The organism is Sphingomonas sp. Leaf30 (assembly GCF_001422525.1).
Classification (GTDB): domain Bacteria; phylum Pseudomonadota; class Alphaproteobacteria; order Sphingomonadales; family Sphingomonadaceae; genus Sphingomonas; species Sphingomonas aerolata.
The window spans coordinates 102,713-125,970 of the sequence record NZ_LMKZ01000001.1 but is presented as its reverse complement, the minus strand read 5'-3'; the positions used below and the strand labels follow the sequence as shown (position 1 = coordinate 125,970).

The 23,258-nt window shown below is 66.5% G+C and carries 24 protein-coding genes and 1 tRNA gene; 11 read left to right on the top strand and 14 right to left on the bottom strand.

Annotated features, from left to right (window positions below; translation table 11 throughout):
* Positions 1–78: 78 nt before the first annotated feature.
* The 8 genes from ASE89_RS00605 to ASE89_RS00570 are packed head-to-tail and all read right to left on the bottom strand — an operon-like array spanning position 79 to position 7,108.
* Positions 79–924 (bottom strand): sugar phosphate isomerase/epimerase family protein, encoded by an 846-nt coding sequence (locus ASE89_RS00605; RefSeq protein WP_031394101.1) that lies wholly within the window; start codon positions 922–924, stop codon positions 79–81.
* On the bottom strand, positions 921–1,496 hold the full coding sequence (locus tag ASE89_RS00600) for a gluconate 2-dehydrogenase subunit 3 family protein (RefSeq protein WP_056673081.1): 576 nt from the start codon (positions 1,494–1,496) through the stop codon (positions 921–923). Before ASE89_RS00600 ends, ASE89_RS00605 begins: the two co-directional genes overlap by 4 nt.
* A complete protein-coding gene (locus ASE89_RS00595) occupies positions 1,493–2,308 on the bottom strand; it encodes a family 16 glycoside hydrolase (RefSeq protein ID WP_192003311.1) in 816 nt (271 codons plus the stop codon). The genes ASE89_RS00600 and ASE89_RS00595 overlap by 4 nt, the downstream gene beginning before the upstream one ends.
* A gap of 26 nt (positions 2,309–2,334) precedes the next feature.
* Positions 2,335–3,246: a hydroxypyruvate isomerase family protein gene (locus ASE89_RS00590; protein ID WP_056673075.1), complete on the bottom strand. Its 912-nt coding sequence runs from the start codon at positions 3,244–3,246 to the stop codon at positions 2,335–2,337.
* A gap of 13 nt (positions 3,247–3,259) precedes the next feature.
* On the bottom strand, positions 3,260–3,649 hold the full coding sequence (locus tag ASE89_RS00585; protein WP_082451163.1) for a c-type cytochrome: 390 nt from the start codon (positions 3,647–3,649) through the stop codon (positions 3,260–3,262).
* Positions 3,646–4,788, bottom strand: a complete 1,143-nt coding sequence (locus ASE89_RS00580) for a Gfo/Idh/MocA family protein (protein WP_056673072.1) — start codon at positions 4,786–4,788, stop codon at positions 3,646–3,648. The genes ASE89_RS00585 and ASE89_RS00580 overlap by 4 nt, the downstream gene beginning before the upstream one ends.
* On the bottom strand, positions 4,785–5,849 hold the full coding sequence (locus ASE89_RS00575; RefSeq protein ID WP_056673070.1) for a sugar phosphate isomerase/epimerase family protein: 1,065 nt from the start codon (positions 5,847–5,849) through the stop codon (positions 4,785–4,787). The genes ASE89_RS00580 and ASE89_RS00575 overlap by 4 nt, the downstream gene beginning before the upstream one ends.
* Entirely contained in the window at positions 5,846–7,108 is a 1,263-nt protein-coding gene (locus tag ASE89_RS00570; RefSeq protein WP_082446873.1) for an MFS transporter, read from the bottom strand. The genes ASE89_RS00575 and ASE89_RS00570 overlap by 4 nt, the downstream gene beginning before the upstream one ends.
* A gap of 124 nt (positions 7,109–7,232) precedes the next feature.
* On the opposite strand from ASE89_RS00570, the gene ASE89_RS00565 reads away from it, so the two are divergent.
* The 3 genes from ASE89_RS00565 (at position 7,233) to ASE89_RS00555 (ending at position 10,746) form a co-directional block, all read left to right on the top strand.
* Positions 7,233–8,240 carry a LacI family DNA-binding transcriptional regulator gene (locus ASE89_RS00565; protein ID WP_056673066.1) on the top strand — a complete coding sequence of 336 codons (1,008 nt, stop codon included), beginning with the start codon at positions 7,233–7,235 and terminating at the stop codon, positions 8,238–8,240.
* A gap of 75 nt (positions 8,241–8,315) precedes the next feature.
* On the top strand, positions 8,316–8,747 hold the full coding sequence (locus ASE89_RS00560) for a PilZ domain-containing protein (protein WP_082451162.1): 432 nt from the start codon (positions 8,316–8,318) through the stop codon (positions 8,745–8,747).
* Between the two features lie 217 nt (positions 8,748–8,964).
* Positions 8,965–10,746: a hypothetical protein gene (locus ASE89_RS00555; protein ID WP_056673060.1), complete on the top strand. Its 1,782-nt coding sequence runs from the start codon at positions 8,965–8,967 to the stop codon at positions 10,744–10,746.
* Between the two features lie 28 nt (positions 10,747–10,774).
* Here ASE89_RS00555 and ASE89_RS00550 read toward each other — a convergent pair whose 3' ends face one another.
* Entirely contained in the window at positions 10,775–11,713 is a 939-nt protein-coding gene (locus ASE89_RS00550; RefSeq protein ID WP_056673057.1) for an ABC transporter ATP-binding protein, read from the bottom strand.
* A 272-nt stretch (positions 11,714–11,985) separates the two neighbouring features.
* On the opposite strand from ASE89_RS00550, the gene ASE89_RS00545 reads away from it, so the two are divergent.
* Together ASE89_RS00545 and tldD are read left to right on the top strand one after the other, a co-directional pair.
* A complete protein-coding gene (locus ASE89_RS00545) occupies positions 11,986–12,219 on the top strand; it encodes a zinc-finger domain-containing protein (RefSeq protein ID WP_031393477.1) in 234 nt (77 codons plus the stop codon).
* Between the two features lie 18 nt (positions 12,220–12,237).
* A complete protein-coding gene (tldD, locus tag ASE89_RS00540; protein WP_056673054.1) occupies positions 12,238–13,668 on the top strand; it encodes a metalloprotease TldD in 1,431 nt (476 codons plus the stop codon).
* Between the two features lie 24 nt (positions 13,669–13,692).
* On the opposite strand, the gene ASE89_RS00535 is transcribed toward tldD, so the two are convergent.
* Positions 13,693–14,895 (bottom strand): phospholipase D-like domain-containing protein, encoded by a 1,203-nt coding sequence (locus ASE89_RS00535; protein WP_056675062.1) that lies wholly within the window; start codon positions 14,893–14,895, stop codon positions 13,693–13,695.
* Positions 14,896–15,059: 164 nt separating this feature from the next.
* Between ASE89_RS00535 and rpoZ the strand changes: the two genes are divergently transcribed.
* Positions 15,060–15,404 carry a DNA-directed RNA polymerase subunit omega gene (gene rpoZ, locus ASE89_RS00530; protein ID WP_031439727.1) on the top strand — a complete coding sequence of 115 codons (345 nt, stop codon included), beginning with the start codon at positions 15,060–15,062 and terminating at the stop codon, positions 15,402–15,404.
* Between the two features lie 535 nt (positions 15,405–15,939).
* On the opposite strand, the gene ASE89_RS00525 is transcribed toward rpoZ, so the two are convergent.
* Positions 15,940–16,620: an RlmE family RNA methyltransferase gene (locus ASE89_RS00525; RefSeq protein ID WP_056673051.1), complete on the bottom strand. Its 681-nt coding sequence runs from the start codon at positions 16,618–16,620 to the stop codon at positions 15,940–15,942.
* Positions 16,617–17,636, bottom strand: coding sequence for a Ppx/GppA phosphatase family protein (locus tag ASE89_RS00520; protein ID WP_056673048.1), 1,020 nt, complete (start codon positions 17,634–17,636; stop codon positions 16,617–16,619). The genes ASE89_RS00525 and ASE89_RS00520 overlap by 4 nt, the downstream gene beginning before the upstream one ends.
* Before the next feature lie 185 nt (positions 17,637–17,821).
* Here ASE89_RS00520 and ASE89_RS00515 point away from each other — a divergent pair.
* Positions 17,822–17,895 (top strand) — tRNA-Gln (locus ASE89_RS00515).
* 445 nt (positions 17,896–18,340) lie between these two features.
* On the opposite strand, the gene ASE89_RS00510 is transcribed toward ASE89_RS00515, so the two are convergent.
* Positions 18,341–18,808: a GFA family protein gene (locus ASE89_RS00510; protein WP_443024336.1), complete on the bottom strand. Its 468-nt coding sequence runs from the start codon at positions 18,806–18,808 to the stop codon at positions 18,341–18,343.
* 245 nt (positions 18,809–19,053) lie between these two features.
* On the opposite strand from ASE89_RS00510, the gene ASE89_RS00505 reads away from it, so the two are divergent.
* The 4 genes from ASE89_RS00505 to hisN all read left to right on the top strand — a co-directional run bounded on the left by ASE89_RS00505 (position 19,054) and on the right by hisN (position 22,383).
* Positions 19,054–19,488, top strand: coding sequence for a VOC family protein (locus ASE89_RS00505; protein WP_056673042.1), 435 nt, complete (start codon positions 19,054–19,056; stop codon positions 19,486–19,488).
* Between the two features lie 171 nt (positions 19,489–19,659).
* Positions 19,660–20,451, top strand: a complete 792-nt coding sequence (locus ASE89_RS00500; protein ID WP_056673039.1) for a DeoR/GlpR family DNA-binding transcription regulator — start codon at positions 19,660–19,662, stop codon at positions 20,449–20,451.
* A 16-nt stretch (positions 20,452–20,467) separates the two neighbouring features.
* Positions 20,468–21,610, top strand: coding sequence for an MFS transporter (locus tag ASE89_RS00495; protein WP_056675060.1), 1,143 nt, complete (start codon positions 20,468–20,470; stop codon positions 21,608–21,610).
* On the top strand, positions 21,607–22,383 hold the full coding sequence (hisN, locus tag ASE89_RS00490; protein WP_056673037.1) for a histidinol-phosphatase: 777 nt from the start codon (positions 21,607–21,609) through the stop codon (positions 22,381–22,383). The genes ASE89_RS00495 and hisN overlap by 4 nt, the downstream gene beginning before the upstream one ends.
* Before the next feature lie 23 nt (positions 22,384–22,406).
* Here the strand turns inward: hisN and ASE89_RS00485 are convergent.
* Positions 22,407–23,258: SDR family oxidoreductase (locus ASE89_RS00485; RefSeq protein WP_082451161.1), on the bottom strand; the 852-nt coding region annotated here is incomplete at its 5' end.

Sequence of the window (23,258 nt, the reverse complement as noted above, 5' to 3'; positions counted from 1 at the left end):
CCCGCCGCTCACGCCCGATCCTATGACGATCGCGTCGAACCTGTTGGTTGCGGCCATGGTCTTGGTCTCCTGTCTCGATCAGAAGCGCAGTGCGCGCAGCGTCCGGAAGCTGGTGGTGATGTCGGGCAGATAGGGCGCAGGCGCCTGGTCGTTCTCGACGTAGAAATGCTGCACGCCGGCGCCCGACTTGCGCTTGAACAAAGCGGCAAAGTCGAGCGTGCCCTGGCCGACCGCGGTCATGCTGCGATCGGGCCGCATGTCCTTGACGTGATAGGCGTAGAGGCGGGTGGACAGCCGGTCGATCAGCGCCGCGGGATCCTCGCCCGCATGCGCCGCCCAATAGATATCGAGCTCGAGCTTGACGAGCGCGGGATCGGTTTCCTTGAGCAGCCGGTCGTACAGGCTGACCCCGCCCGGCCGGACCGTGAATTCGAAATCATGGTTGTGATAGGCAAAGCCGAACCCCGCCGACTTCAGCTGCGTCGCGAAGCGGTTGAAATTGGGCAGCGCGGCGTTCCAGCCCTGTTCGTTGCGATGCTCGTCGGTCATGTACGGCAGCACGACCGTCTTCGCGCCGAGCGTCCTTGCCATCGCCACCGACGGTTCGAACCGCTGAAGCAGCGCGTCATAGCCGATATGCACCGAAGGTGCGGTCAGGCCGAGCCGGTCCATGGTCTTTCGCAGCAGTGCGTGATCCATGGTCTCGTACCCGCCGCCGCCGAATTCGACCTCGCGGTAGCCGATCCGTGCGACCGCCTCGAGCGTGGCGACGGGGTCCTTCGCGAACAGTTCGCGCACGGTATAGAGCTGCAGGCCGATCGCCTTGAGCTGTGCGGCGGACGCGGGCGAGATCGAGCGATCGACCAGCGCGAGCGCCGCCACCGCACCGGTGCCCGTAAGCAGGGTTCTACGGCTGAGGATCATGAGGAATACACCTTGTTGACCTGGGAATAGGGGAAGGCACCGTTATATTCGCCGGGGACCGGCAGATATTCGCGTTCCTGCGTGATGCCGATTTCGGACGTGTAGTAACCGGTGATGACGAGCTGCCGGAATGCGGTGAAGAACGCGCCGCCCGACGGCAGGCCGTCGTTCATCGCCAGAGTGAGCAGCGCGTCGTGCTGTGCCGCGGTCGCCCGGGCGCCGGCGACCTTATAGTCCTGCAGACAGCGCGCCTCGATCGCGTCGAGCCCGGCGATGATCGGCACGCGGTCCTCGGGCCGGGCCCAGTCGGCCAGCAGTTTTTCGATGAAGGCAGGGACGTCCGCCGCGATCGCGCCGGGGGTATCGGTGGTCGGCAGGACCCGCTCGCTGAGCGCGGTCATCAGTGCACGTTGGGCAGGCGTGAAGACCGGCGCGCTCGGTGGCCCTTCGCTGATCGGCGGGATACCGGCCGCCGGCTGCTGCGCGAGCCCGGCCGCGCGCGCGATCGGGGCATAGAGCGCTGCGCCGAACATGCCGGCGACACCGGCCAGCGCGGTTCTGCGATCGATCATTTACCGTCCTTTCCAAGGTCCTGCGCGATTGCCGCATCGGTCAGCGGGCGGATCCAGATGTTGCGGAACGCCACGGGGGAATCATGGTCCTGCAGCTGGATCGGTGCCGCATCGGGATGCGCGGTATAGCGTGCGACATGGCGCCAGTTGGTCGTGCCGAGCATCGCCTGATGATTCTGGACGAGCACGCCGTTGAGCAAAGCGGTCAGGTAAGCCGGTCGAACCAGACTGCCGTCGGCGGCAAAGCGCGGCCGCTCGAACACGATGTCGTAGGTCTGCCATTCGCCCGGTTTGCGCGCCGGGTTCACCAGCGGCGGCTTCCAGCCATAGACCCCGCCCACCGTGCCATCGGCATAGGTCGGGTTCCGATAGCCGTCGAGGATCTGCAGCTCGTAGCGCTGCATGAACCAGATGCCGCTGTTGCCGCGGTCCTGCGAACTCTTGGTCGGCGGATTGGGCGAGCGGAATTCGAGATGCATCTGCACGTCGCCGAAGCTCTGTTTCGAGACGAGATTGTTCTCGCCGCCGCTTTTTGCGCGCGACGGGATTATCAGCGCACCGTTCTCGATCGGCCAGGCGATGCGATCGGGCTTCCACGCGTCGAGCGAACGGCCGTCGAACAGCACGATCGCGTCGGCGGGCGGACCGCCGGGGGCGGCGGCCGGCGCGACGGCGACGGGCGCAGGGCGGTCGGCGTCGTGGACACGCCATTGGCCGCCGGGCAGCATCGGCGTGTCCTTGAAGCCCGGCTTGTCCTGCGCGGCAACGGACCCCGTCGTCGTCAGCGCCATCGCCGCGACGACCCCCGCCATCACATAGTTCGTCATGCTCTTCCCCCTCATGCCGCGTCGATCGCGCGATAGGCGGCGATCAGGCGATCCTCGCCTGCGCGTCCCGCCACCGAATTGCCGTGTTCCATGCCGATTACCCCCGCATAGCGCCGGCCGCGCAGCCAGCGGACGATCGCGGCATAGTTGATCTCGCCCGTCATCGGCTCGTTGCGGCCGGGATTGTCGCCGAACTGAAGATAGCCGATCTCGCTCCAGCAGGCGTCGAGCGTGGGGATCAGATTCCCCGACTGGATCTGCTCATGGTAGAGGTCGGCCAGGATCTTGACCGCGGGGCTGTTCGCGCCGCGGGCGATCGCATAGCCCTGCGCGATCGTCTGCATATAGACGCCGGGATGGTTGGTGCGCGTGTTGAGCGGCTCCATCACCATCGCGATGCCGTGCGGCGCGACGATGTCGCCGGCGCGGCGCATGACGTCGATCACGCGCGCCGTCTGAATCTCGACGGGCAGTTTCGGGTCCATGAAGCCGGTGACGACGGTCATCCGGGTCGCGTTCAGCCGCTTGGCGACCGCGATCGACGCGCGGATATCGGTCAGAAACCCTTCGCGATCGGCATCGTCATTGGCGCCGAGCAAGGGGCGCGACTTCGCCCATTTTGGCATGCTCGCGACGAAGACGCCCATCGTCATGCCGCGCTGCGACAGCGCCTTGGCCATCCGCTCCTGATCGGCGACGGGACGGGCCGCGGCCTCATTGTCTTCCCAGGCGGTGAAGCCCTGGTCGGCGGCGAAGGCGATCTGCTCGATCAGTCCGCCGCGGCTCGCAAAGCTGCCCTCGTGCGGCGCATAGCCGAGCGAGAAGCGGGCGGCGGTCGTGCCGCGGCGCTGCGCGGCGATTCCCGCGGGGAGCAGCGACGCCGCAGCGCCGGCCGCGATCAGCGTGCGGCGGGAGAGCGTCATCGCCGGATCCGTCTCATTTCGCGCCCGCCGCCTTCAGATAGGCGATGATCGCGGCGCGTTTCGCGGGATCAGGGGTCGCGATCGGCATGCGCGATCCGGGCACCTTCTTCGACGGGGCCGCGAGATATTCGCTCAGCGTCGCGTCGTCCCAGCGCAGCTTCGATGCCTTCAGCGCAGGCGAATAATTGAACCCCGGCGACGCGGCGGCGGCACGGCCGACCACGCCGTGAAGATTGGGGCCGATGCCGTTGCGCCCGCCCTTGTCGACCGTATGGCAGGCCCGGCACGCGGCAAAGGCCGGGGGCGCCGCGGCGGGCGTCGTCTGGGCGCTGGTCGGCGCGCAGACGGCGATGAGGGCCGCCGCGCCGATGCCGGCTGCGCCAAGCCCGATGAAGAATTTCATTCCGTCTCTCCAGGATAGAGCGGCGACCATTTGCGGTCCGATGCCGCGTTGGCGATCACCGCCTCGATAAACCGCATCGTGCGAAGCCCGTCGACGACGCCGGGGAACCAGCGTCCGCCCTCGCCGCGGACGGTTGCCGCAAAGGCGCGGTACAGATTGGCGAACGCCTCGATATAGCCTTCGGGATGGCCCGACGGGGTCCGCGTCAGCGCGGCGACACCGGGCTGCAGCGCGGGGCCGCCGGTGCGGACGATCTCGGCCGGGCGGTCGAGCCAGCGCATGACGAGCGTGTTCGGCTCCATCTGTGCCCATTCGAGCCCGCCTCGCTCGCCATAGACTCGCAGCGTCAGCGCATTTTCTTCGCCGGCGGCGACCTGGCTCGCCTTCAGCATGCCGCGCGCGCCGCCCTCGAACCGCAGCATCGCGCTGACATCGTCGTCGAGCCGGCGGCCTGGCACGTGCGTCGTCAGATCCGCCGAGACTGCCTCGACCCGCAGCGCGCAGACATGTTCGGCGAGGTGGAAGGCATGCGTGCCGATATCGCCGAGACAGCCGCCCAGCCCGGCACGGGCCGGGTCGGTCCGCCACTCGGCCTGGCGGTTGCCGTCACCATCGATCGGCAAACTGAGCCAGCCCTGCAGATATTCGACCTGGACGAGGCGGATCGCGCCAAGATCGCCGCGTGCGACGCGTGCGCGCGCCTCCTCGATCATCGGATAGCCGCTATAGGTAAAGGCGAGCGCGAAATGCCGGCCGCTGGTCTTGGCGGCGGCAGCGATCGCCTCAGATTCGGCGACGCTCATCGCCATCGGCTTTTCGCACAACACGTCGAAGCCCGCGTCGAGCGCGGCGATCGCCATCGGCGCGTGGAGATGGTTGGGCGTGACGACCGCGATCGCCTGCGCGCGGATGTCCGCGGGCAGCGCGCGTTCGCCGGCGATCATCGCCTCGAACGACGCGTAGACGCGTGCCGGGGCGAGCCCGAGCTGTGTGCCGGTACGCGTGTTGCGGCCGGCATCGGTGCTGAACGCGCCTGCGACGAGGTCCCAGTCGCCGTCGAGCGCGGCGGCCATCCGGTGGACCGCGCCGATGAACGCGCCCTCGCCGCCGCCGACCATCGCAAGCCGCAGCCGGGTCATGCTTGGTCCTCGGCCAGCCCCAGAATCGCGCGGATCGATGCGCGATCGATTCCGCTGGCGGCGAAATCGTCGAACGGGCGCTCGGTCAGGCGGATGATGTGATCACGGATGAACGGTGCGCCCTCGCGCGCGCCGTCCTCGGCCCGCTTGAGCGCGCACTCCCATTCAAGCACCGCCCAGCCGGCAAAGCCATATTGCGCCATCTTGCTGAAGATCGCCGAGAAATCGACCTGTCCGTCGCCGAGCGAACGGAATCGACCGGCGCGGTCGACCCAGCTTTCATACCCGCCATAGACGCCCGATCGGCCGGTCGGGTTGAACTCGGCATCCTTGACGTGAAAGCAGGATATCCGGTCGTGATAGCGGTCGATGAAGTCGAGATAGTCGAGCTGTTGCAGCACGAAATGCGACGGGTCGAACAGGAGGCGCGCGCGCGGATGGTTGTCGACCGCGGCAAGGAAGCGTTCCCAGGACGCGCCGTCATGGACGTCCTCGCCCGGATGCACCTCGAACGCGCAGTCGACGCCGGCCTCCGCGAACACGTCGAGGATCGGGGTCCAGCGCCGCGCGAGCTCGGCGAACGCCTCCTCGATCAGCCCGGCCGGGCGTTGCGGCCAGGGATAGACATAGGGCCAGGCGAGCGCGCCTGAGAAGGTCGCATGTGCGGACAGGCCGAGATTGGCGCTCGCACGCGCAGCCAGCTTGACCTGTTCGACCGCCCATTGCTGGCGCTCGGCGGGCTTGCCGTGCAGCTCGGGCGGGGCGAACCCGTCGAACAGCGCATCATATGCAGGGTGGACCGCGACGAGCTGGCCCTGGAGATGCGTCGACAGCTCGGTTATCGCGATGCCGTGCGCGGCGAGCCGGCCGCTAAGATCGTCGCAATAGGTCTTGCTCTCGGCAGCCAGCGACAGGTCGATCAGCTGCGACGTGCAGGGGATCTGCACCCCGACATAGCCAAGGCCCGCGGCCCATTGCGCGAGTCCGTCGAGCGTGTCGAACGGCGGCTCGGTGCCGAGAAACTGGGCGAGAAAGATGGCTGGTCCGCGCAGTCCGGTCATGCTGCAATCTCCCGTCGGGTATCGTCGCGAAACAGGATCTGGAACAGCAGCGCGATCACGGCGGCGGCTATCGCGGGATACCACCACATATGCTGCCAGTCGGCGATGGTCGGCGCGGCGGGCAGCTGCGCATAGAGCATCGCGCCGATCTGCGACCCGAGCAGCATGCCGACGCCATAGGTGAACAGCGTCAGCATCCCCTGCGCCTGCGCGTTCACCCCCTTGGGCGTCGCGATCGTGCCGGTGTAGATCGCGCCCGCGACGAAGAAGAAGTCATAGCAGACGCCGTGCAACGCGACGCCGAGATAGACCGCCCAGAGGCTCGACCCGCCGTCGCCGATCGCGAATAGCGCGTAGCGCGCCGCCCAGGCGATCATCCCGACCAGCAGCAGTGGCTTCACGCCGAACCGGCGGTAGAGCCACGGCATCGAGAACATGAAGACCAGTTCGGACATCTGCCCGATCGCGAGCGTGCCGCCGACATTGGTGATGCCGGTCGCGCCGACATAGGGCGAGGCATAGGCATAATACATGGCGAGCGGGATGGAGATCAGCGTCGCGCAGGTCATGAAGATCAGGAACGACCGCTGCCGGAGCAAACCAAAGGCCTCGACGCACAGGACCTGGCGCAGCACGCTTTCGTCACGCGGCGCGTCGGAGGCGACATTGGGCAACGTGAAGCTGTAGAGCCCGAGCGCGATCGAGACGACCGCCGCGACCCGGAAGATCTGCGGGCTGGCGGACAGTCCCGCCCAGCCGATGATCAGTCCTGCGGTGATCCAGCCGAGCGTTCCGAACGCGCGCACGAACGGGAAATTGTCGGTCCGATCGCCAAAGCTCTTGAGCGCGATCGTGTTGGCGAGCCCCACGGTCGGCATGTAGAGGATCATGTAGCCGAGCAGCAGCCAGACGAAGCTGGCGCCGCGTTCGGGCGTCACGAACGACGGCAGCACGAACAGGATCGCGCCGCCGACGAGATGGAGGATGACCATCAGCATCTTCGGGCTGACATAGCGCGCCGCCGCCATGCCGAGCAGGAACGAGCCGACGATCGAGGCGATCGGACCGACCGAAAAGGCATTGCCGATAAGGTTGCCGATCCCGACGGTCTGCATTGCCAGCCCGAGCGTGACGTTCCACGCACCCCAGACGAAAAACTGCATGAACATCAGCGCACTGAGGCGCGCGGTGAGCATGCCGCCCGTCGCGGTGTCGACACCGCGCAAGGGGGCCGTTCCCAGATCGTCCGCTACCGCCATTCGCCACCTCTCAACCGCAGTTTTGCTGCTTGTCTGACATAAGGCTAGGTCGGCGAAGCATCGATGTAAAGGATTACATCGGTTATCGGTCGACAGCGGCAGCGGCCGGATCCATGACCCGGCGATGCCGACGATCATCGAAGTGGCCGCGATGGCTGGCGTCTCCACCGCAACGGTGTCGCGCGTGCTCAGTCGACCGGACCAGGTGTCCGAAAAGACCCGGCTGCGCGTGCTCGCGATCGTCCGGTCGTCGGGCTACGCCCCCAATGTCGCCGCACGCAGCCTGCGCACGCTGCGCGCCGCCAAGATCCTGCTGACGGTCCCCGACATCTCGAACCCGTTCTTCGCCAGCGTCATCCGCGGCGCGGAGGAGGCCGCGCGCGACGCGGGCTATTCGGTCGTCGTCGGCGACACGCGGCATGATTCCGCGGTCGAGGATCAATATGCGGACATGCTGTCGCGTCGCGAGGTCGACGGACTGATCTTCCTCGGCCACCGCCTGCCCGACAGCCTGGCGTCGCTGCTCGCGCGGGAGGGGGGCGCCGCCCCGATCGTCAATGGCTGCGAATATAGCGCGGATCTCGGCGTCCCCAGCGTCCATATCGACAATGCGGCGGCAAGCGCGGAGGCGATCGCGCATCTCGCCGATCTCGGCCACCGGGCGATCGGCGTCGTCACCGGCCCCGAGATCAGTCCGATCAGCCGCGATCGTCTGGCAGGTGCGCTGCGGGCGGCCGAGCTGCGCGGTCTGCGCGACGCGCTGCACGTCGAGATCGGCGATTATTCCGCGGGGTCGGCATTCGTGGCCACGCACGCGCTGCTCGCCGCCGGGGTGACGGCGATCTTCTGCTTCAGCGACGAGATGGCGCTGGGGGCGCTGAGCGCGATCGGCGAGGCCGGACTGTCCTGTCCGCGTGACGTGTCGGTCATGGGGTTCGACGATCTTCCGCTCGCGCGCTATTTTCAGCCCGCGCTGACCACCATCGCGCAACCCAAGGGGATGATCGGCCGGCGCACTGTCGAGCTGCTCGTCGACATACTGCGCGGCGACGAATGCCCGCGGCGGCAGACGACGCTCGCGCATACGCTCGTGGTGCGCGGCAGCACAGCCGGGCCGCTCACCGACCGCTAAGGCGCGCGCGCGGCACCGTCCGACGGGCCTCCCGCATCGTCCCTGAGGCCGCGTCCCGCCAAGCGCGCGCGCCGGATGTCGTCGACCGTCTCCGCCGACAGCACATTACGGCTCATGCCGGGTGTGGCGCATGACGTGATCGTCGAGGATTTCTCGACGACAGGGTGCCGTCTGCGGTCCTCGATCCCGATGACCGTGGGGACGCGCCTGCGTCTCGCACTGAGCGGCGGCGGTGCTACCGTCGAAGCAGATGTCGTCCGTCTCGCACCTGGCGGCTATGGATGTGTCTTCGCGGTGCCCATTCCGGCAGAGACGTTCGCAAAGGCCTTTTCCGGCCAGACTATCGTCCATGCGATGTTCGAAAAGGACCCGGCGGCACACGATGCACCCGTGGCTGAGTCCATGCCCGACATCGCACCTTGGCCGCGACCCGTGCGCGCCGTCGTCATGGTCGGGTGCGGGGTCGGTGCCTGGGTGCTGCTCGGCCTGGTCGTTGGCTGGCTCTGACCACCGATCCCGAGATATCAGTACTTAGATCGGCAAAACTGCTGTTTGCCAGTAGTTTGGCAGCCTTATTATTTAGCAGTACTGCAAGAATACGATATTCAATCCAAAAAATGCCGACTTCATCCATTTTAGACTCATCTGTTCTACAAGTGGGGTAGGAAAAGTGCGGCGACTCGTCGTGAGGGCGACGGGCATGTTTGGCGCGGGGGGCGTTCGAATGCAGGCGAAACTAGCGGCCGGTCTGGCAGCGGCGACGTTGTTGTACGGGGTCACGGCATTTGCGATCGGCGCCAGCGGCGCATCTGTGTCCGACCCGGCGATCACGGTCGTCTCGACATCCGCGACGGCGTCTCAACCGGCGAGTGGCCAGCAGGCCCCGGGCGTGACGACCGGCACTGCGGCGACGAGCGCTCTGCCGAGCGAGACCGGGTTCGCGCTCGGCGTGCAGACCCATTTCAGCCAGGGATGGAGCCCGGCGTGGCTCGATCTTACGACGCCGCTCGCGACCAAATCCGTGCGCGATACGGTCAACTGGGCCAGTGTCGAGCGGACGGCGGGCGTGTACGACTTTTCCGGTACCCCGGTTCAGACGCTCGCCACATTTTGCGGACGCGGCGGTGCGCTGACGCTCACGATCACGCCGAAGAACGCGCTCTACGACGGCGGGCGGATGGTGTCGTCCGCGGCGGGCCGGACCGCCTATGCGAATTATATCGCCGCGCTACTGACGCGGTTCGGATCCTGTTTCGTGGCGATCGAGGTCGGCAACGAAGTCAACAGTGCGGGCGCGCTCGATTATCCGGCCGGCGTCGACAAGTTCCGCGCCTATGTCGACATGCTGCGGGTCCTCTATGCCCGGGTGAAGCCCGCCAATCCGCAGGTCGCGATCCTCGGCGGGTCGACCAACGTGATCGGGACGGGGTTCCTGACCTCGCTGTTCGCGGTCGGTATGCTCGACGTGATCGACGGCGTCGCGGTCCATCCCTATCGCCCCGATGCCGAGGGGATTGATTTCGAGATCGCCAATCTCAACGCCGCCATGAGCCGCTACGGGACGCCAAAGCCGATCTGGGCAACCGAATTCAGCTTCGGATATGCCGATACGCGACGCGCCTCGGCCGGTTTGGTGAAATCGGTCGTCGAGCTCTATGCCGCCGGGGTCCGGCATGCATCTTGGTACGCGCTCGTCGAACAGACTCATTTTCCGTATATGGGGCTGTTTACCGGATCGCTGATCAAGCCGCAGGGCAGGGCCTATCGCAACGTCATCGATTCGCTGTTGCCATACGGCCAGCCGGTGCGGGTCGATACCGGGGACCAGCCGTTCAACCTCTACCGGATCGGTGCCGATCGCTGGGTCGTCTGGGGGCTGCGCGGCACGATCAGCTTCACCGGCGGTGTTGTTCGCGACATGTACGGGGTGGCGTTGCCCGCTGGTCCGGTCAAGATCGGGTCCGAGCCGCTGATCGTCACCGGGGCCACCGGCTATACGATCACCGCGTCGCAGGTCGTTGCCGACACGATGCTGCAATATGGCAGCGGATCCTGGAGCTACTGGCGTCGCGACAAGGCGAATGTCGATACCCGGCTCGGCGTGTTCGACACCGATTTCGCGAGCCATTTCGGCGATCGCTGGTCGAAGCCGCTGCGCATCAACAATACCACCGCCGCACCGGCAGGCGATGGCGCGAACCCGATACGCGCGGTGATCCGCTATACCGCGCCGCGCGCGATGCAGGTCGAACTGTCCGCCTGTTTCAGCAAGGCGAATACGGGCGACGGCGTCGATTACCGGATTACCCGCAACGGCGTGACCGTCGCCTCGGGGATCGTCGTCGACACCGCCACGGTCAACGGGGTCAAGTTCGGCCTCGAAATCGGCGACAAGGTCGATCTCGTATTCGGCCCCAACCAGACCTATGGCAGCGACTCGTTCTTCTACCGCGCCACGCTGAGCAATCGTGGCCAGGGCACGACGGTGGTCTGCCCCACGGCGTAAGCCGAACCGGCCCCGGGGCCGTGCGCGCTCAGGCGTTGGCGGCGCGGGTGAGGCTGAGGAACACGTCCTCGAGATCGGGTTCCTTGGTCGAGACGTCGACGATCCCGAAACCGCCCGACTGAACCGCGGCGAGGACTTCGCCGGCGTTCACGCGGTCCTTGGCATAGGTGATTTCGAGCGTGCGTGTGCCCTTGAGCGCGATCTTCTGGAAGCAGGCGTTCGCCGGGACCATGCCGACGTCGCGGTCGACGGTGACGGCGACAATCTTTTCCTGCGCCTTGCCGACGAGTTCGCGGGTCGGCTCGTTGGCGATCAGGCGGCCGTTGTTGATGATCGCGATCCGGTCGCAGAGCTCTTCGGCTTCCTCGAGATAATGCGTCGTCAGAATCACCGTGACGCCCGCTGCATTCAGGCTGCGGACATAGGTCCAGAGCTGCTGGCGCAATTCGATGTCGACGCCCGCGGTCGGCTCGTCGAGGACGAGGACGGGGGGCGAATGGACCATCGCCTTGGCCACCATCAACCGGCGTTTCATGCCGCCCGACAGCGTGCGGGCATAGGCATGCGCCTTGTCCTCCAGATGCACCGCGCGGAGCAGTTCCATCGTCCGGCGCTTCGCCTTGGGCACGCCGTAGAGCCCGGCCTGGATCTCGAGCGTCTCGAACGGCGAGAAGAACGGGTCGAACAGGATCTCCTGGTTGACGATCCCGATCGACGCCTTGGCGTTGCGCGGGTGGCCGTCAATGTCGAAGCCCCAGATCGCGGCGCTGCCATCGGTCTTGTTGACGAGCCCCGCCAGGATGTTGATCAGCGTCGACTTGCCCGCGCCGTTCGGGCCGAGCAGCCCGAAGATCTGGCCGCGCGGGACGTCGAACGTCACCCCGTCGAGCGCGCGCTTGGGTTCCGCCGTGCCAACGGGGGCGTAGGTCTTGCAGAGATTGGTGATGGCGATCGCGGCTTCGGTCATGGTTGCGGCATAGCGGGGCGGGGAGGGCGGGTCATCCCCTCGGGCGTGGCAAAGAAGATTTGTTCGCGCGGAGGCGCGGAGGCGCGGAGATGTCGTATCCAGCCTGTCGGTCGGGAGACCCACGCCCTGTTCCGCCATTCCTGATGTGAAGGTCGCTTCGCGACAAGCGCAACACCTCCGCGCCTCCGCGCCTCCGCGTGAACAAATCCTTCCTTCCTATCACTTCCGAAGAACCAATTGCCCGCCCCGCCCGCGCTTGCTATCGCGCCCGCATGCATCCGCCGCTCGAAACCACCCGCGTCACCCACGCCCGCGTCGCCTGCGATGGCGCCACCGACATTCCCGGCGGCGCAGCGCTCGGCCATCCGCGCGTCTGGTTGCAGATCGACGAGACCGGCTATGTCGATTGCGGCTATTGCGACCGGCGCTTCATCCTGGTCGGCGGGGCCGCCGATGGCGCGGACCAGTCGACATTGCGCGACCATGGGGATGGCGCAGGGCGCTAAGCCGCTTATATCTATCGGATGACGATAGCTGCAGACCCCCGCTCGTTCCTCTACCGCGACACGCTCGACCCCGAGCAGGCGCAGGCGCTGACCGCCAAGGCGCTCGCTAAGGCCGATGACGGCGAACTCTATCTCCAGTACCGCAAGGCGGAGGCGTTCGGCTTCGACGACGGCCGGCTGAAGACCGCCTCCTATGACACCAGCTCGGGCTTCGGCCTGCGCGCGGTGTCGGGCGAGATGACCGCGTTCGCGCATTCGAACGAGATGACCCCCGCTGCGATCCGCCGCGCCGCCGAGACGATGGCGCTGATCGAGCCGGGCGTCGCCGCCAAGGCCGGCCCGCCCCAGGGCACCAACCGCCACCGCTACACCGCCGCAGATCCGCTCGACCTCGTGCCGTTCGCGGACAAGGTGAACCTCTGCCAGACGATCGACGCCGCCGCGCGAGCACGCGATCCGCGCGTGGCGCAGGTGTCGGTCAGCCTGTCGGGGACATGGTCGGTCGTCGAGATCGTCCGCGCCGACGGCTTCATCGCGACCGACGTGCGACCGCTGGTGCGGCTCAACGTGTCGATCGTTGCCGAGCAGAATGGTCGTCGCGAGACGGGCAGCTACGGCATCGGCGGCCGCTATCTTTATACCGACCTCTTCCAGCCCGAGACGTACAACCGTGCGATCGACGAGGCGCTGTCGCAGGCGCTGGTCAATCTCGAATCGATCGCGGCGCCCGCCGGCGAGATGACCGTGCTGCTCGGCAATGGCTGGCCCGGCATCCTGCTGCACGAGGCAATCGGCCACGGGCTCGAGGGCGATTTCAACCGCAAGGGAACGTCGGCATTTTCGGGCCGCATCGGCGAGCGCGTTGCGGCCGAGGGCGTGACCGTGGTCGACGACGGATCGCTCCAGGATCGCCGCGGCTCGCTGACGATCGACGACGAGGGCACGCCGACGCGTGAGACCGTGCTGATCGAGGACGGGATCCTCAAGGGTTATATGCAGGACCGGCTCAACGCACGGCTGATGGGCGTCGAGGCGACCGGCAATGGCCGCCGCGAAAGCTATGCGCACGCGCCGATGCCGCGGATGACCAACACCTTCATGAAGGCGGGCAACGACGATCCCGCCGAGCTGCTGAGCCGTGTGAAGAAGGGCATCTTCGCCAAGGCGTTCGGCGGCGGGCAGGTCGACATCGTGTCGGGCAAGTTCGTGTTCAGCTGCACCGAGGCGTATCTGGTCGAGGACGGCAAGCTCGGTGCGCCGATCAAGGGCGCGACGCTGATCGGCGACGGCCCCAGCTCGCTGACCAAGGTGCGCGGGATCGGCAACGACTTCGCGCTCGACGAGGGCATCGGGATGTGCGGCAAGGGCGGGCAGTCGGTGCCGGCGGGCGTCGGCCAGCCGACGCTGCTCGTCGACGGCCTGACCGTCGGCGGCACGGCGGCGCAGTAACGGGCGCCGCCGTTCAGCGGCGCCCTAGTCCTCGATCCCGAAGTTCAATCCGCGCGAGACGTTGGGGTCCACAACCGCGACCAGGAAATAGGCGCCGAACTGCTTCACGCGCTGCAGCCAACCGGTCTTTGCCTTGTACAGCGCCGGCGTGATCTCGGTCGACGCGGCGATTTCGGCGTCGACATAGCGGCGAACATGCGCAGCGAAGCCGGGATCCTCGATCCGGATCATCAGCTCCATGTTGATGAACAGGCTGCGCATGTCGAAATTGGCGGAGCCGATATGGACCGCGTTGTCGATGACATACAATTTGGTGTGCAGCTTGGTCGGCTGATATTCGAAGACGTGCACGCCCTTGCGCAGCAGTCCGGCATAGGTGAACCGCGCGGCGGCGATCGTCGCGTTGTTGTCGGATTTCGCGGCGGTGACGATGCGCACGCGGTCGGTGCGACGCCCGGCACGATCGAGCCTGCGCAACATTGTCGGGCTCGGCGTGAAATAGCCGGCGATGATGTCGATCCGCGTCGCCCTGCGCATGTCGTCGCGGACCGCCCGCGCCCAGGGTGACAGCCGCCGCGTCGGTCCGCCGATCAGCCAGCGTGTCGGCCCCTGCGTCTCGCTATACCGGCGCAGCGCATGGTTCAGTTTGCGCAGCTTGCCCCTGGGCTGGTGGATCCAGCTGCTCAACGCATCGAAATAGCCTGTCAGCCGCCCCGCAGCCGGGCCTTCGATCAGCAGGCCGAGATCGCGCCAGGCGTTGTCGGCGACGGTGCCGAAATAGTCATCCTCGACGTTGAAGCCGCCAACGATGATCCGCGCGTCGTCCTGTTCGCCGTCCGCCAGCGCAAGCTTCTGGTGATTGCGCAGCAGATATCGCCGGCCGAATCGCGCGGAGAACCGGCACACCGCGATTCCGGCGGCTTCGAGCGGGTCGAAGAAATCGGCGCTCGCCGCATCGTCGCTGCCAAAGCCGTCGACGATCAGCGCGACCGTCACGCCGCGTTTCGCCGCCGCGATCATCGCCGCGTTCACGCGCTGGCCGGCGTCGTCGTCGGCATAGATATAATAGAGGATGCGCAGCGACTGCCGCGCGCCGTCGATCAGCCCGATCAGCGCCGTCAGGCGTTCGGGGCCCGCCTCGAGCAGGGTCAGCCGGTTGCCATCGACGGTGAAGACCGACTCCGCCGCCTGCGGGGTCTTGATGCGATCGAGCTCGGGGGCGGGCATGGTCATGGCCCGGGGTAGTGGACATAGCATCGGGCCGATGCAACCTTGCGGCGGGGCGACACGGGGTAGCGCCGGACACCCAATCGGCAAAATCTTGACTTTGTGGCGCGGTGTGGGTAGGCGCCTGTGTTCTCCCTATCGGTGTTTGTTGCGAAGGAAGCGTCATGGCGCGCGTTACCGTCGAAGATTGTGTCGACAAGATCCCCAACCGGTTCGACCTGGTGCTGTTCGCAGCGCAGCGTGCGCGGCAGATCTCGGGCGGCGCCGAACTGACGCTCGACCGCGATCGCGACAAGAACCCGGTGGTCGCGCTGCGCGAGATCGCCGACGAGAACGTCAAGCCGGCGCATCTCAAGGAATCGGTCATTCAGGGCCTGCAGAAGGTTCGTGTCGACGATGACGACGAGGTCGATGCAGTCGGTAGCCTCGCGGCATCGGCAGAGGCGCTGCGGCTCACCGCCGCCGCCCCGCCGCGCAACCAGAATCTGGGTGCCGATTACGAGGGTTGATCGCACGGACGTGGTGCGGCGCGAGCCGGGCCATGTTGTGATCTGACCTTGATCGGTCTCCGGCGAAGGATGCTGCGGCATCGCTTGGTTGGTGTGATTGAAAGGCTCGTGGACCTGAAGGTCCGCGGGCCTTTTCTTTGCGTGGGTGTCGTTGGGGGTGAGGCGGGGGGGGAGCGGGGGCGGTTCGCATTCGCCGTCACGGTGGCCACCGGTCGCAACCCTCATACCGGTCGCCACTCCGACACCGGTCGCCATCCCACACCGTGCGTCACCCCCACACCGTTCAACACCCGCACACCAATCGCCACCCCCGTACCGTTCGCCCTGAGCGTAGCCGAAGGGCATGGGACTAAAGGTGCTTCGACTGCGCTCAGCACGAACGGGGGGAGGGGGCGGGCTACCGGGCTTAGTCTGAAGGGCTCAACGCAAGCGCGCCCCCGGCCATGCCGCGGCCATCATGCCCAAAACCACCCCTCCGCGGTAAGGCCGCGTCGTCAGCAGCCGCACGGCGGCGTTGGCAGTGTCGATCGGTGGATCAGCGCTCCCGATCCGCCGATCGCCCCTTGAACCCCTGCGCCACCACGAACCACTCGACCGACCCCTTGCGGCTCGCCGGCGGCTTGGCGTGCTTCACGCTGGTGAAGTTGCGCTTCATCTCTGCGACCAGCGCGGAATCTGCGCCGCCCGCGAACACCTTCGACACGAAGGTCCCGCCCTTTTCCAGCACGTCACAGGCGAAATCGAGTGCCGCCTCGACCAGCGCCATCGTGCGAAGCGCATCGGTCTGTGGATGGCCGACGGTGTTCGCGGCCATGTCCGACAGCACCAGATCGGGCGCGCCGCCGAGCGCGTCGATCAGCATCGCGGGCGCCGCGTCGTCCATGAAATCCATCTGGAAGATCGTCACGCCGTCGATCGGATCGACCGGCAACAGGTCGATCCCGACCACCGCCGCCTTGGGCAGGCGCCGTTTGATTACCTGTGCCCAGCCACCCGGCGCGATGCCGAGATCGATGACGCGCTTTGACCCCTTGATGACCTCGAACCGTTCGTCGAGCTCGGTCAGCTTGTACGCCGCGCGGCTGCGATAGCCCTCGGCCTTGGCGCGCTTGACGTACGGGTCGTTCAGCTGGCGTTCGAGCCAGCGCGTCGACTGCGCGGTCCGCTTGCGCGCGGTGAGGACGCGGGTATGCCCGCCCGAGCCGCCGCGGCTCATGGCCTGGGGCTCCCCATCAGGCGGCGCAATATGCCCTCGCGAATACCGCGGTCGGCGATGCCGAGCCGTTCGGCGGGCCAGATGTCCATGATCGTCTCCAATATCGCGCAGCCCGCGACCACCAGGTCGGCGCGCTCGTTTCCGATGCAGGCGAGCTTCGCCCGCTCCTCGATCGCCATGTGCGACAGGTCCGCGCTGATCCGCCGCATCGCGCTGGCGGGCACGATCAGGCCGTCGACTTCCGACCGGTCGTAATGGCTGAGCCCGAGATGCACGCTGCCGAGCGTCGTCACGGTGCCGCTGGTGCCGAGCAGCCGGGGCCGCTCGACATTGACCGGCAGCCGCGCGGCGAACGGCGCGATGCTGTCCGCGACGACCTGGCGCATCCGTGCATAGGCCGCGCGCCGGCCCGCCTCGCCCTTGCCGCCACCCGCGTGCTCCGTCAGCGACACGACGCCCCAGGGGGCAGAATGCCAGTCGAGCACGGTCGGGATCGGCGTCGACGTATCGACCAGCACAAGCTCGGTCGAACCGCCGCCGATGTCGAAGATCAGTGCGGGGTCGTTCCCAGGTTCGATCAGCGCATGGCAGCCGAGCACGGCCAACCGCGCCTCTTCCTCCGCGGTGATGATGTCGAGATGGATGCCCGTTTCGGCAAGCGCGCGGGCGATGAAGGCGGGGCCGTTGCGCGCCTGGCGACAGGCTTCGGTCGCGACCGAGCGCGCCAGTGTGACGTTGCGACGCTTCAGCTTGTCCGAACACACGCGCAGTGCGGCGATCGTGCGCTCGATCGCGGCGTCGCTCAGTTGCCCGGTGGACGCGAGCCCCTCACCGAGCCGGACGATCCGCGAGAACGCGTCGATTACCGCGAATCCGCCGGCCTGCGGGCGCGCGATCAGCAATCTGCAATTGTTGGTGCCGAGATCCAGCGCGGCAAACGCCTGCGCATCGGCCCACCGCCCTCGACCGGGCCGGGTCGCCGCCGGACGGGCAGGACCAGCCTGCCGGGACGGCATTCGGGCGGAAACATCCCCCATCGCCGTAAAACTCACTATCTATATCTGCCGCCGCGGGAAAATACCCGCCCGGTGCTTGGCGACGAATGTAGCGCAGCGCGGCGATTACGCAAGCGACGTGGCGAATTGGCACCATCAGGGCGTTGACACGGCGCAAACCCCCGCTTAGATCGCGCCCTCGCTGATGCCCCGTCGTCTAATGGTAAGACTGCGGTTTCTGATACCGCCTATTGAGGTTCGAATCCTCACGGGGCATCCAGCGCTTCACCCTTCGACGCCGAGACCGAACCTCCATGACAGAGGTATGCGACGGCGTGCCGTCCTTTGGGATCGGCCGGGTGCAGTTCTGCCGCATATTTGCTGATGCCCCATTTGCGGGTTTGGACCATCACTGCGGACTCAGCGGTGGTCTGGCTTTGCGGTCTTTGGGCGTTCCGTGGCGGCTTTGTCGGTGTTCGGGCGGCACAGGCGGGTCAAAGGCTGGCACGCGATGCCTGGGTTCGAGCAACGCTGCTTGCCATCGGTCGTGGTGCAGGCGCGGCATTCGCGCCGTGTATCGATGCATCCTTGCGGTGCTGCGAGCAGGAGCGCCAACATGAGAACCATCGTCGTGTCCTTACGTCTCGGGAAGTGTCAGCAGATTGCAGGCGCATGCTCTGCTGCGTCAAGCGACGGATCGGAGCCGCAAGAAAGCGGACTGCGGTCTATGTCTTCGGTGGCCACGCAACGGTATCATGGTCAGGATGCTGGAGAGACACAATTCCTGCCAGATGCGCCGCCGCTCGTGGCTCATCGAGCGGGTGTTCGGGGAGATTCGCCAATGCCTGAAAGTCGGCGATGCGCTCGGACGACGCGAGCTGTTCAGTCAGATGGACCAGGCGCGGTTCGTCCATGGCACCAAGCGTGAAACTGATGCTTCCCTCACCATATTCGAAGGTGATCGGCGTGCCACAATCCCGGCAAAACCCACGACGAGCCTTGTTCGAACTCTGAAAATGACCGGGCTGACCGCGGGTCCAGGTCACAGCAGACAAGGGTGCTCCGACATAAGGCCCGAACAGTCCGCCCGTTGCCTTCTGACACATTCGACAATGGCAGATGGAGGCGTCTTCCAGATCGGCGTCAATCCGGAACCGCACCGCGCCACACTGACATCCTCCAGTGCTGATCATCATCGCACGAGAATTTCATATCGGCGGACCATTCGCAATGGGGAGAACGCGGAATATTCGGGGCGGAGCGGCAAGCGGAACGGCAGCATCTGAGGGGGGCGTAGCTAGCCACACCGAACGCGGCGTCTTTGCCGAAGATTAAGGCACTTTGGGAAGCGCGACGAACCCAGTTGAGCTTGCGAAGCGACGATTTTGCCGGGCATGATCTGATAAGACAACGAGCAGCAATCTGGTGGAGAGATCCGATGGCAGACGCTTCCAATTGGCTCCTTGATCATACCGGCATCGGTGTCACTGACATCGTTCGATCTGCGCGGTTCTACGAAGCAGCACTTCGCCCCCTCGGGGCTAAAGTCGTCATGCGGATCAACGCGACTATGGAGCTGGCGGACGATGGCGACGCCGACCTGGCAGGTGTTGCGTTCGGTACCGAATATCCCGCGTTCTGGCTCGACGTTTTCCATCCAACCGGCGCGAAGCAACACACGGCGTTCCACGCTACATCGCGCGAAGCTGTCGAAGACTTTTACCACAACGGGCTGGCTGCGGGAGGGGTGGATAACGGCGCACCCGGTCTGCGTTCGGATGGCTATCCCGAGGGTTACTATGCGGCCTTCATGTATGATCCCGACGGAAACAATATTGAGGCTGTGTACCGTGAGTCGAGGGGGTCGACCTGAGGCGCTTACCCCGTCCCGATCGGGAAGCCCCTGACAGGGCTTCCCGATCTCCCATCCGCGAGCTGGAACATGGGGAGTAATCAGTCTCAACAATGTGGACTTGATCCCCGATCATGCATGATTGTAGATAACTATCTTGTTTATGCACGGTGTGAGGGTTAGGAACAGTGGATGCCCAATGACATCCCGTCCAGCCGTCGCGATACGATCCTTGCCCGTCTATCCCTGGGCGAACCGGTTCATGCTGGTGCGCTTGCCAAGGAGTTCGGCGTTTCCGAGGATGCAATCCGGCGGGATCTGCGGGGTCTTGCCGCGGAGGGCCTGTGTCGCCGCGTCTATGGCGGCGCCTTGCCCGTCGTCGAAGGGGCGAGGCCGATGGCCGAGCGCGTCGGCGAAGATGTGCACAGGAAGCGGGCGCTGGCTGACGCCGCCGTTAGACACATCGAACCGAGCAGCCTTGTTTTCATCGACAACGGCAGTTCCAATCTCGCCCTTGTCCAGACGCTGCCGTCCTATCTCAATCTGACCATTGCGACGAGTTCGGTGACAATCGCCGCAGCACTCCAGCATCGCGACGAAATCGATCTGCTGGTGGTGGGGGGCATGATCGACCGGATGGTCGGCGGTGCCGTCGATGGTACGGCGCTCGAGGCGATCGCGCGGCTCAATATCGACCTTTGTGTCCTCGGCGCGTGTGCGGTCTCCGCCGAGGGGGGCGTCAGTGCCTATGACCCGGCCGATGCCGGTTTCAAACGTGCGCTGACCGCGCGCAGTCGCAGCACGATCGTCCTCGCGACGAACAACAAGCTCGGACAGCACGCCCCGCACAGGGTCCTCGGCGTCGATGCCCTTACGCAGATCGTCGTCGAGCACGACGCCGATGCCGACCTTGTGCGCGATCTGACGAAAGCGGGCGCCACCATCGCGCGTGCCGACCCGCAAGACCCGCGCGGCCAGCGCTGATCCAAGGATATCCGCAGTGACGATTCAAAATTCCAGGGCGCGCCTTGCGACGCGCCTGGCCTTCCTCGTGTCCGGCTTCGAGCTCGCCTGCTGGGCGCCGCTCGTTCCGCTGGCCAAGCAGAGGCTGGCGATCGGGGACGGATCGCTCGGGCTACTGCTGCTGTGTCTCGGCCTCGGCTCGGTGGGCGCGATGCAGCTTGCGGGGCCGCTGACATCGAAGCTGGGCGCGCGACCGGCGATCCTCGTCGGCGGCATCGGGCAGGCGATCCTGCTGCCCTTCCTCGCCTTTGCGCCCACGGTGCCGACCATGGCGGTCGCGCTGCTGCTGTTCGGTGCGTTCCTCGGCGTAATCGAAGTCGGCATGAACGTGCACGCGGTCGAAGTGGAGAAGCAGGCCGGCACGCCGCTGATGTCCGGGTTCCACGGGTTGTTCAGCGTCGGCGGCTTCGTCGGATCGGCGCTGCTGACCGCCGTCCTGTCGTTGAAGATCAGTCCGGTCGCCGGGGTCGTCGCAGCCTCGGTCCTGATGATCGCGACGCTGGCACTGGCCGCGCCGCGGCTGATCCCGACCCCCAGGACCGAGGAGGCCCCGCTGGTCGTGATCCCGCGCGGGATCGTGATCCTGCTCGCGGCGCTCGCGGCGATCACCTTCCTGACCGAAGGCGCGATGCTCGACTGGGGGGCGTTGCTGCTGAGCGGCAAGGGCCTGTTGCCGGTCACGCAGGCGGGACTCGGCTACAGCGTCTTTGCGGTGGCGATGACCGCCGGCCGGCTGACCGGCGACGCGATCGTCGCGAGGCTCGGGGATCGAAGGACGATGCTGTGGGGCGGGCTGCTCTCGCTTCTCGGCTATGGCGTCATGCTGCTCGCGCCGGTCGCATCGGTCGCACTCCTGGGGTTCCTGCTGATCGGTCTTGGTGCGTCGAACGTCGTGCCGATCCTGTTCCGCCAGGCTGGCAAGCAGACCGTCATGCCGGCGGGTCTTGCGATCACCGCGGTCACGACGATCGGTTACGCGGGCATCCTCGCCGGTCCCGCCGTGATCGGCTTTGTCGCGCAGGGCATCGGCCTGCCCGCCGCCTTCTGGCTGCTCACAGCCCTTCTGTGTTTCGTGCCGCTGTGTGCGAAGGCCGCCACCGCCAACGGGCGTCGATCATGATCCTTCCCGACACCGCGTTCCTGCATCGCCTTGCCGACCTTGCCGATGCCGAGACGATGCCCCGCTACCGTACCGACATCGCGGTCGATACCAAGGTGAAGGAGGGGTACAGCTTCGACCCCGTGACCGAGGCGGACCGGGAGGCGGAGGTCGCGATCCGCGCAGAGATCGGCGCGCATTTCCCCGACCATGCCATCCTCGGCGAGGAATTCGGGCTGACGGGCAGCGGGCGTGTTCGATGGGTGCTCGATCCGGTCGACGGCACCCGCCCGTTCATCTGCGGCCTGCCCGTCTGGGGGACGTTGATCGGGCTGACGGTCGACGGCCGGGCCGAGCTGGGGATGATGAGTCAGCCCTTCACCCGCGAACGCTTCTGGGCGGATCGCGACGGCGCGTGGACCGAGCGGGACGGTGTGCGCCGACCGCTGGCGACGCGCGACGTCGGCCGCCTCGATCGCGCGATCCTGCACACCACCTCGCCCGAGCATTTCGGCGACGACCTCGCGCCCGGTTTCGCACGGTTGAAGGCGGCGGTGCGGATGATCCGTTATGGCGGCGAATGCTATGCGATGGCGATGATCGCGGCAGGCCGGATCGACTTGGCGATCGAGCCCTCGCTCCAGCCCTATGACATCGTCGCGCTGATCCCGATCATCGAGCGCGCAGGCGGTGTCGTCACGCGGCTCGACGGCGGCCGGGCCGAGGAAGGCGGCGCGGTGCTGGTCGCCGCGACTCCGGCACTCCATGCCGAAGCGTTGCGGATCCTGGGATGACCGCCTCCTCGCCGCCCGTGGTTTCAGGGCTTTGCCGTCATCGCGCGGATGTCGGTGTGGAGCGTCGGCCCGTCGGGGTTCCAGCCCAGCCGCTCGCGGGTCAGCGCGCTCGACGCCGACATGTCCTTCGACACGAAGGCAGCGAGCCAGCCGAAATGCGCGCCGGCTTCGTCTGCGCTTACCGACGTCACGGGCAGGCCGAAGGTTTCGCCGATCGTCTCGGCGATCGCGCGGAAGGGAATAGCTGTCTCGTCGGTGCCGTGGTAGCGCGCGCCGATCGCGTTCCGCTCCAGTGCCAGCCGGTATAGCCGGGCCGTGTCGGAGACGTGCGCGGCCGACCAGCTGTTGGCACCCTCGCCGACATAGGCCGACACGCCCTTCTCCCAGGCAAGCGCAATCACCTCGCTGACAAGGCCCTGTTTGCGCGTGTCGTGGATTTGCGAGTTGCGCAGCGCGATGACGTGGATGCCGCGCTCGAGGAGGGCCTGCCCTGCCAGTTCGGATGCGACCCGAGGATTGGGGCTGTGCGCTGCGAAAACGTCTTCCGACGCCGGGTCACCGGGCGCTGCCGATCCCATGGCGGTGCCGGACGTAATGACGAGCGGCTTGCTGGTTCCCGCCAGTCCGCTGCCCAGCGCCGCGATCGCGCGGGCGTCCCTCTGGCAATTGGCGACGAAGTTCGTGAAGTCATGATCGAACGCCGTATGGATCACGCCATCGCACGACGCGGCACCCCGCGTCAGGCTCTCGAGATCGTCGATGTCGCCCCGGTACGGCTCGGCGCCCGCCGCGACCAAGGCCGCGGCACCGGCATCCGAACGGGTCAGGCCGACCACCTGGTGGCCAGCCGCCAGCAATTCGGGAATGATGTGCGA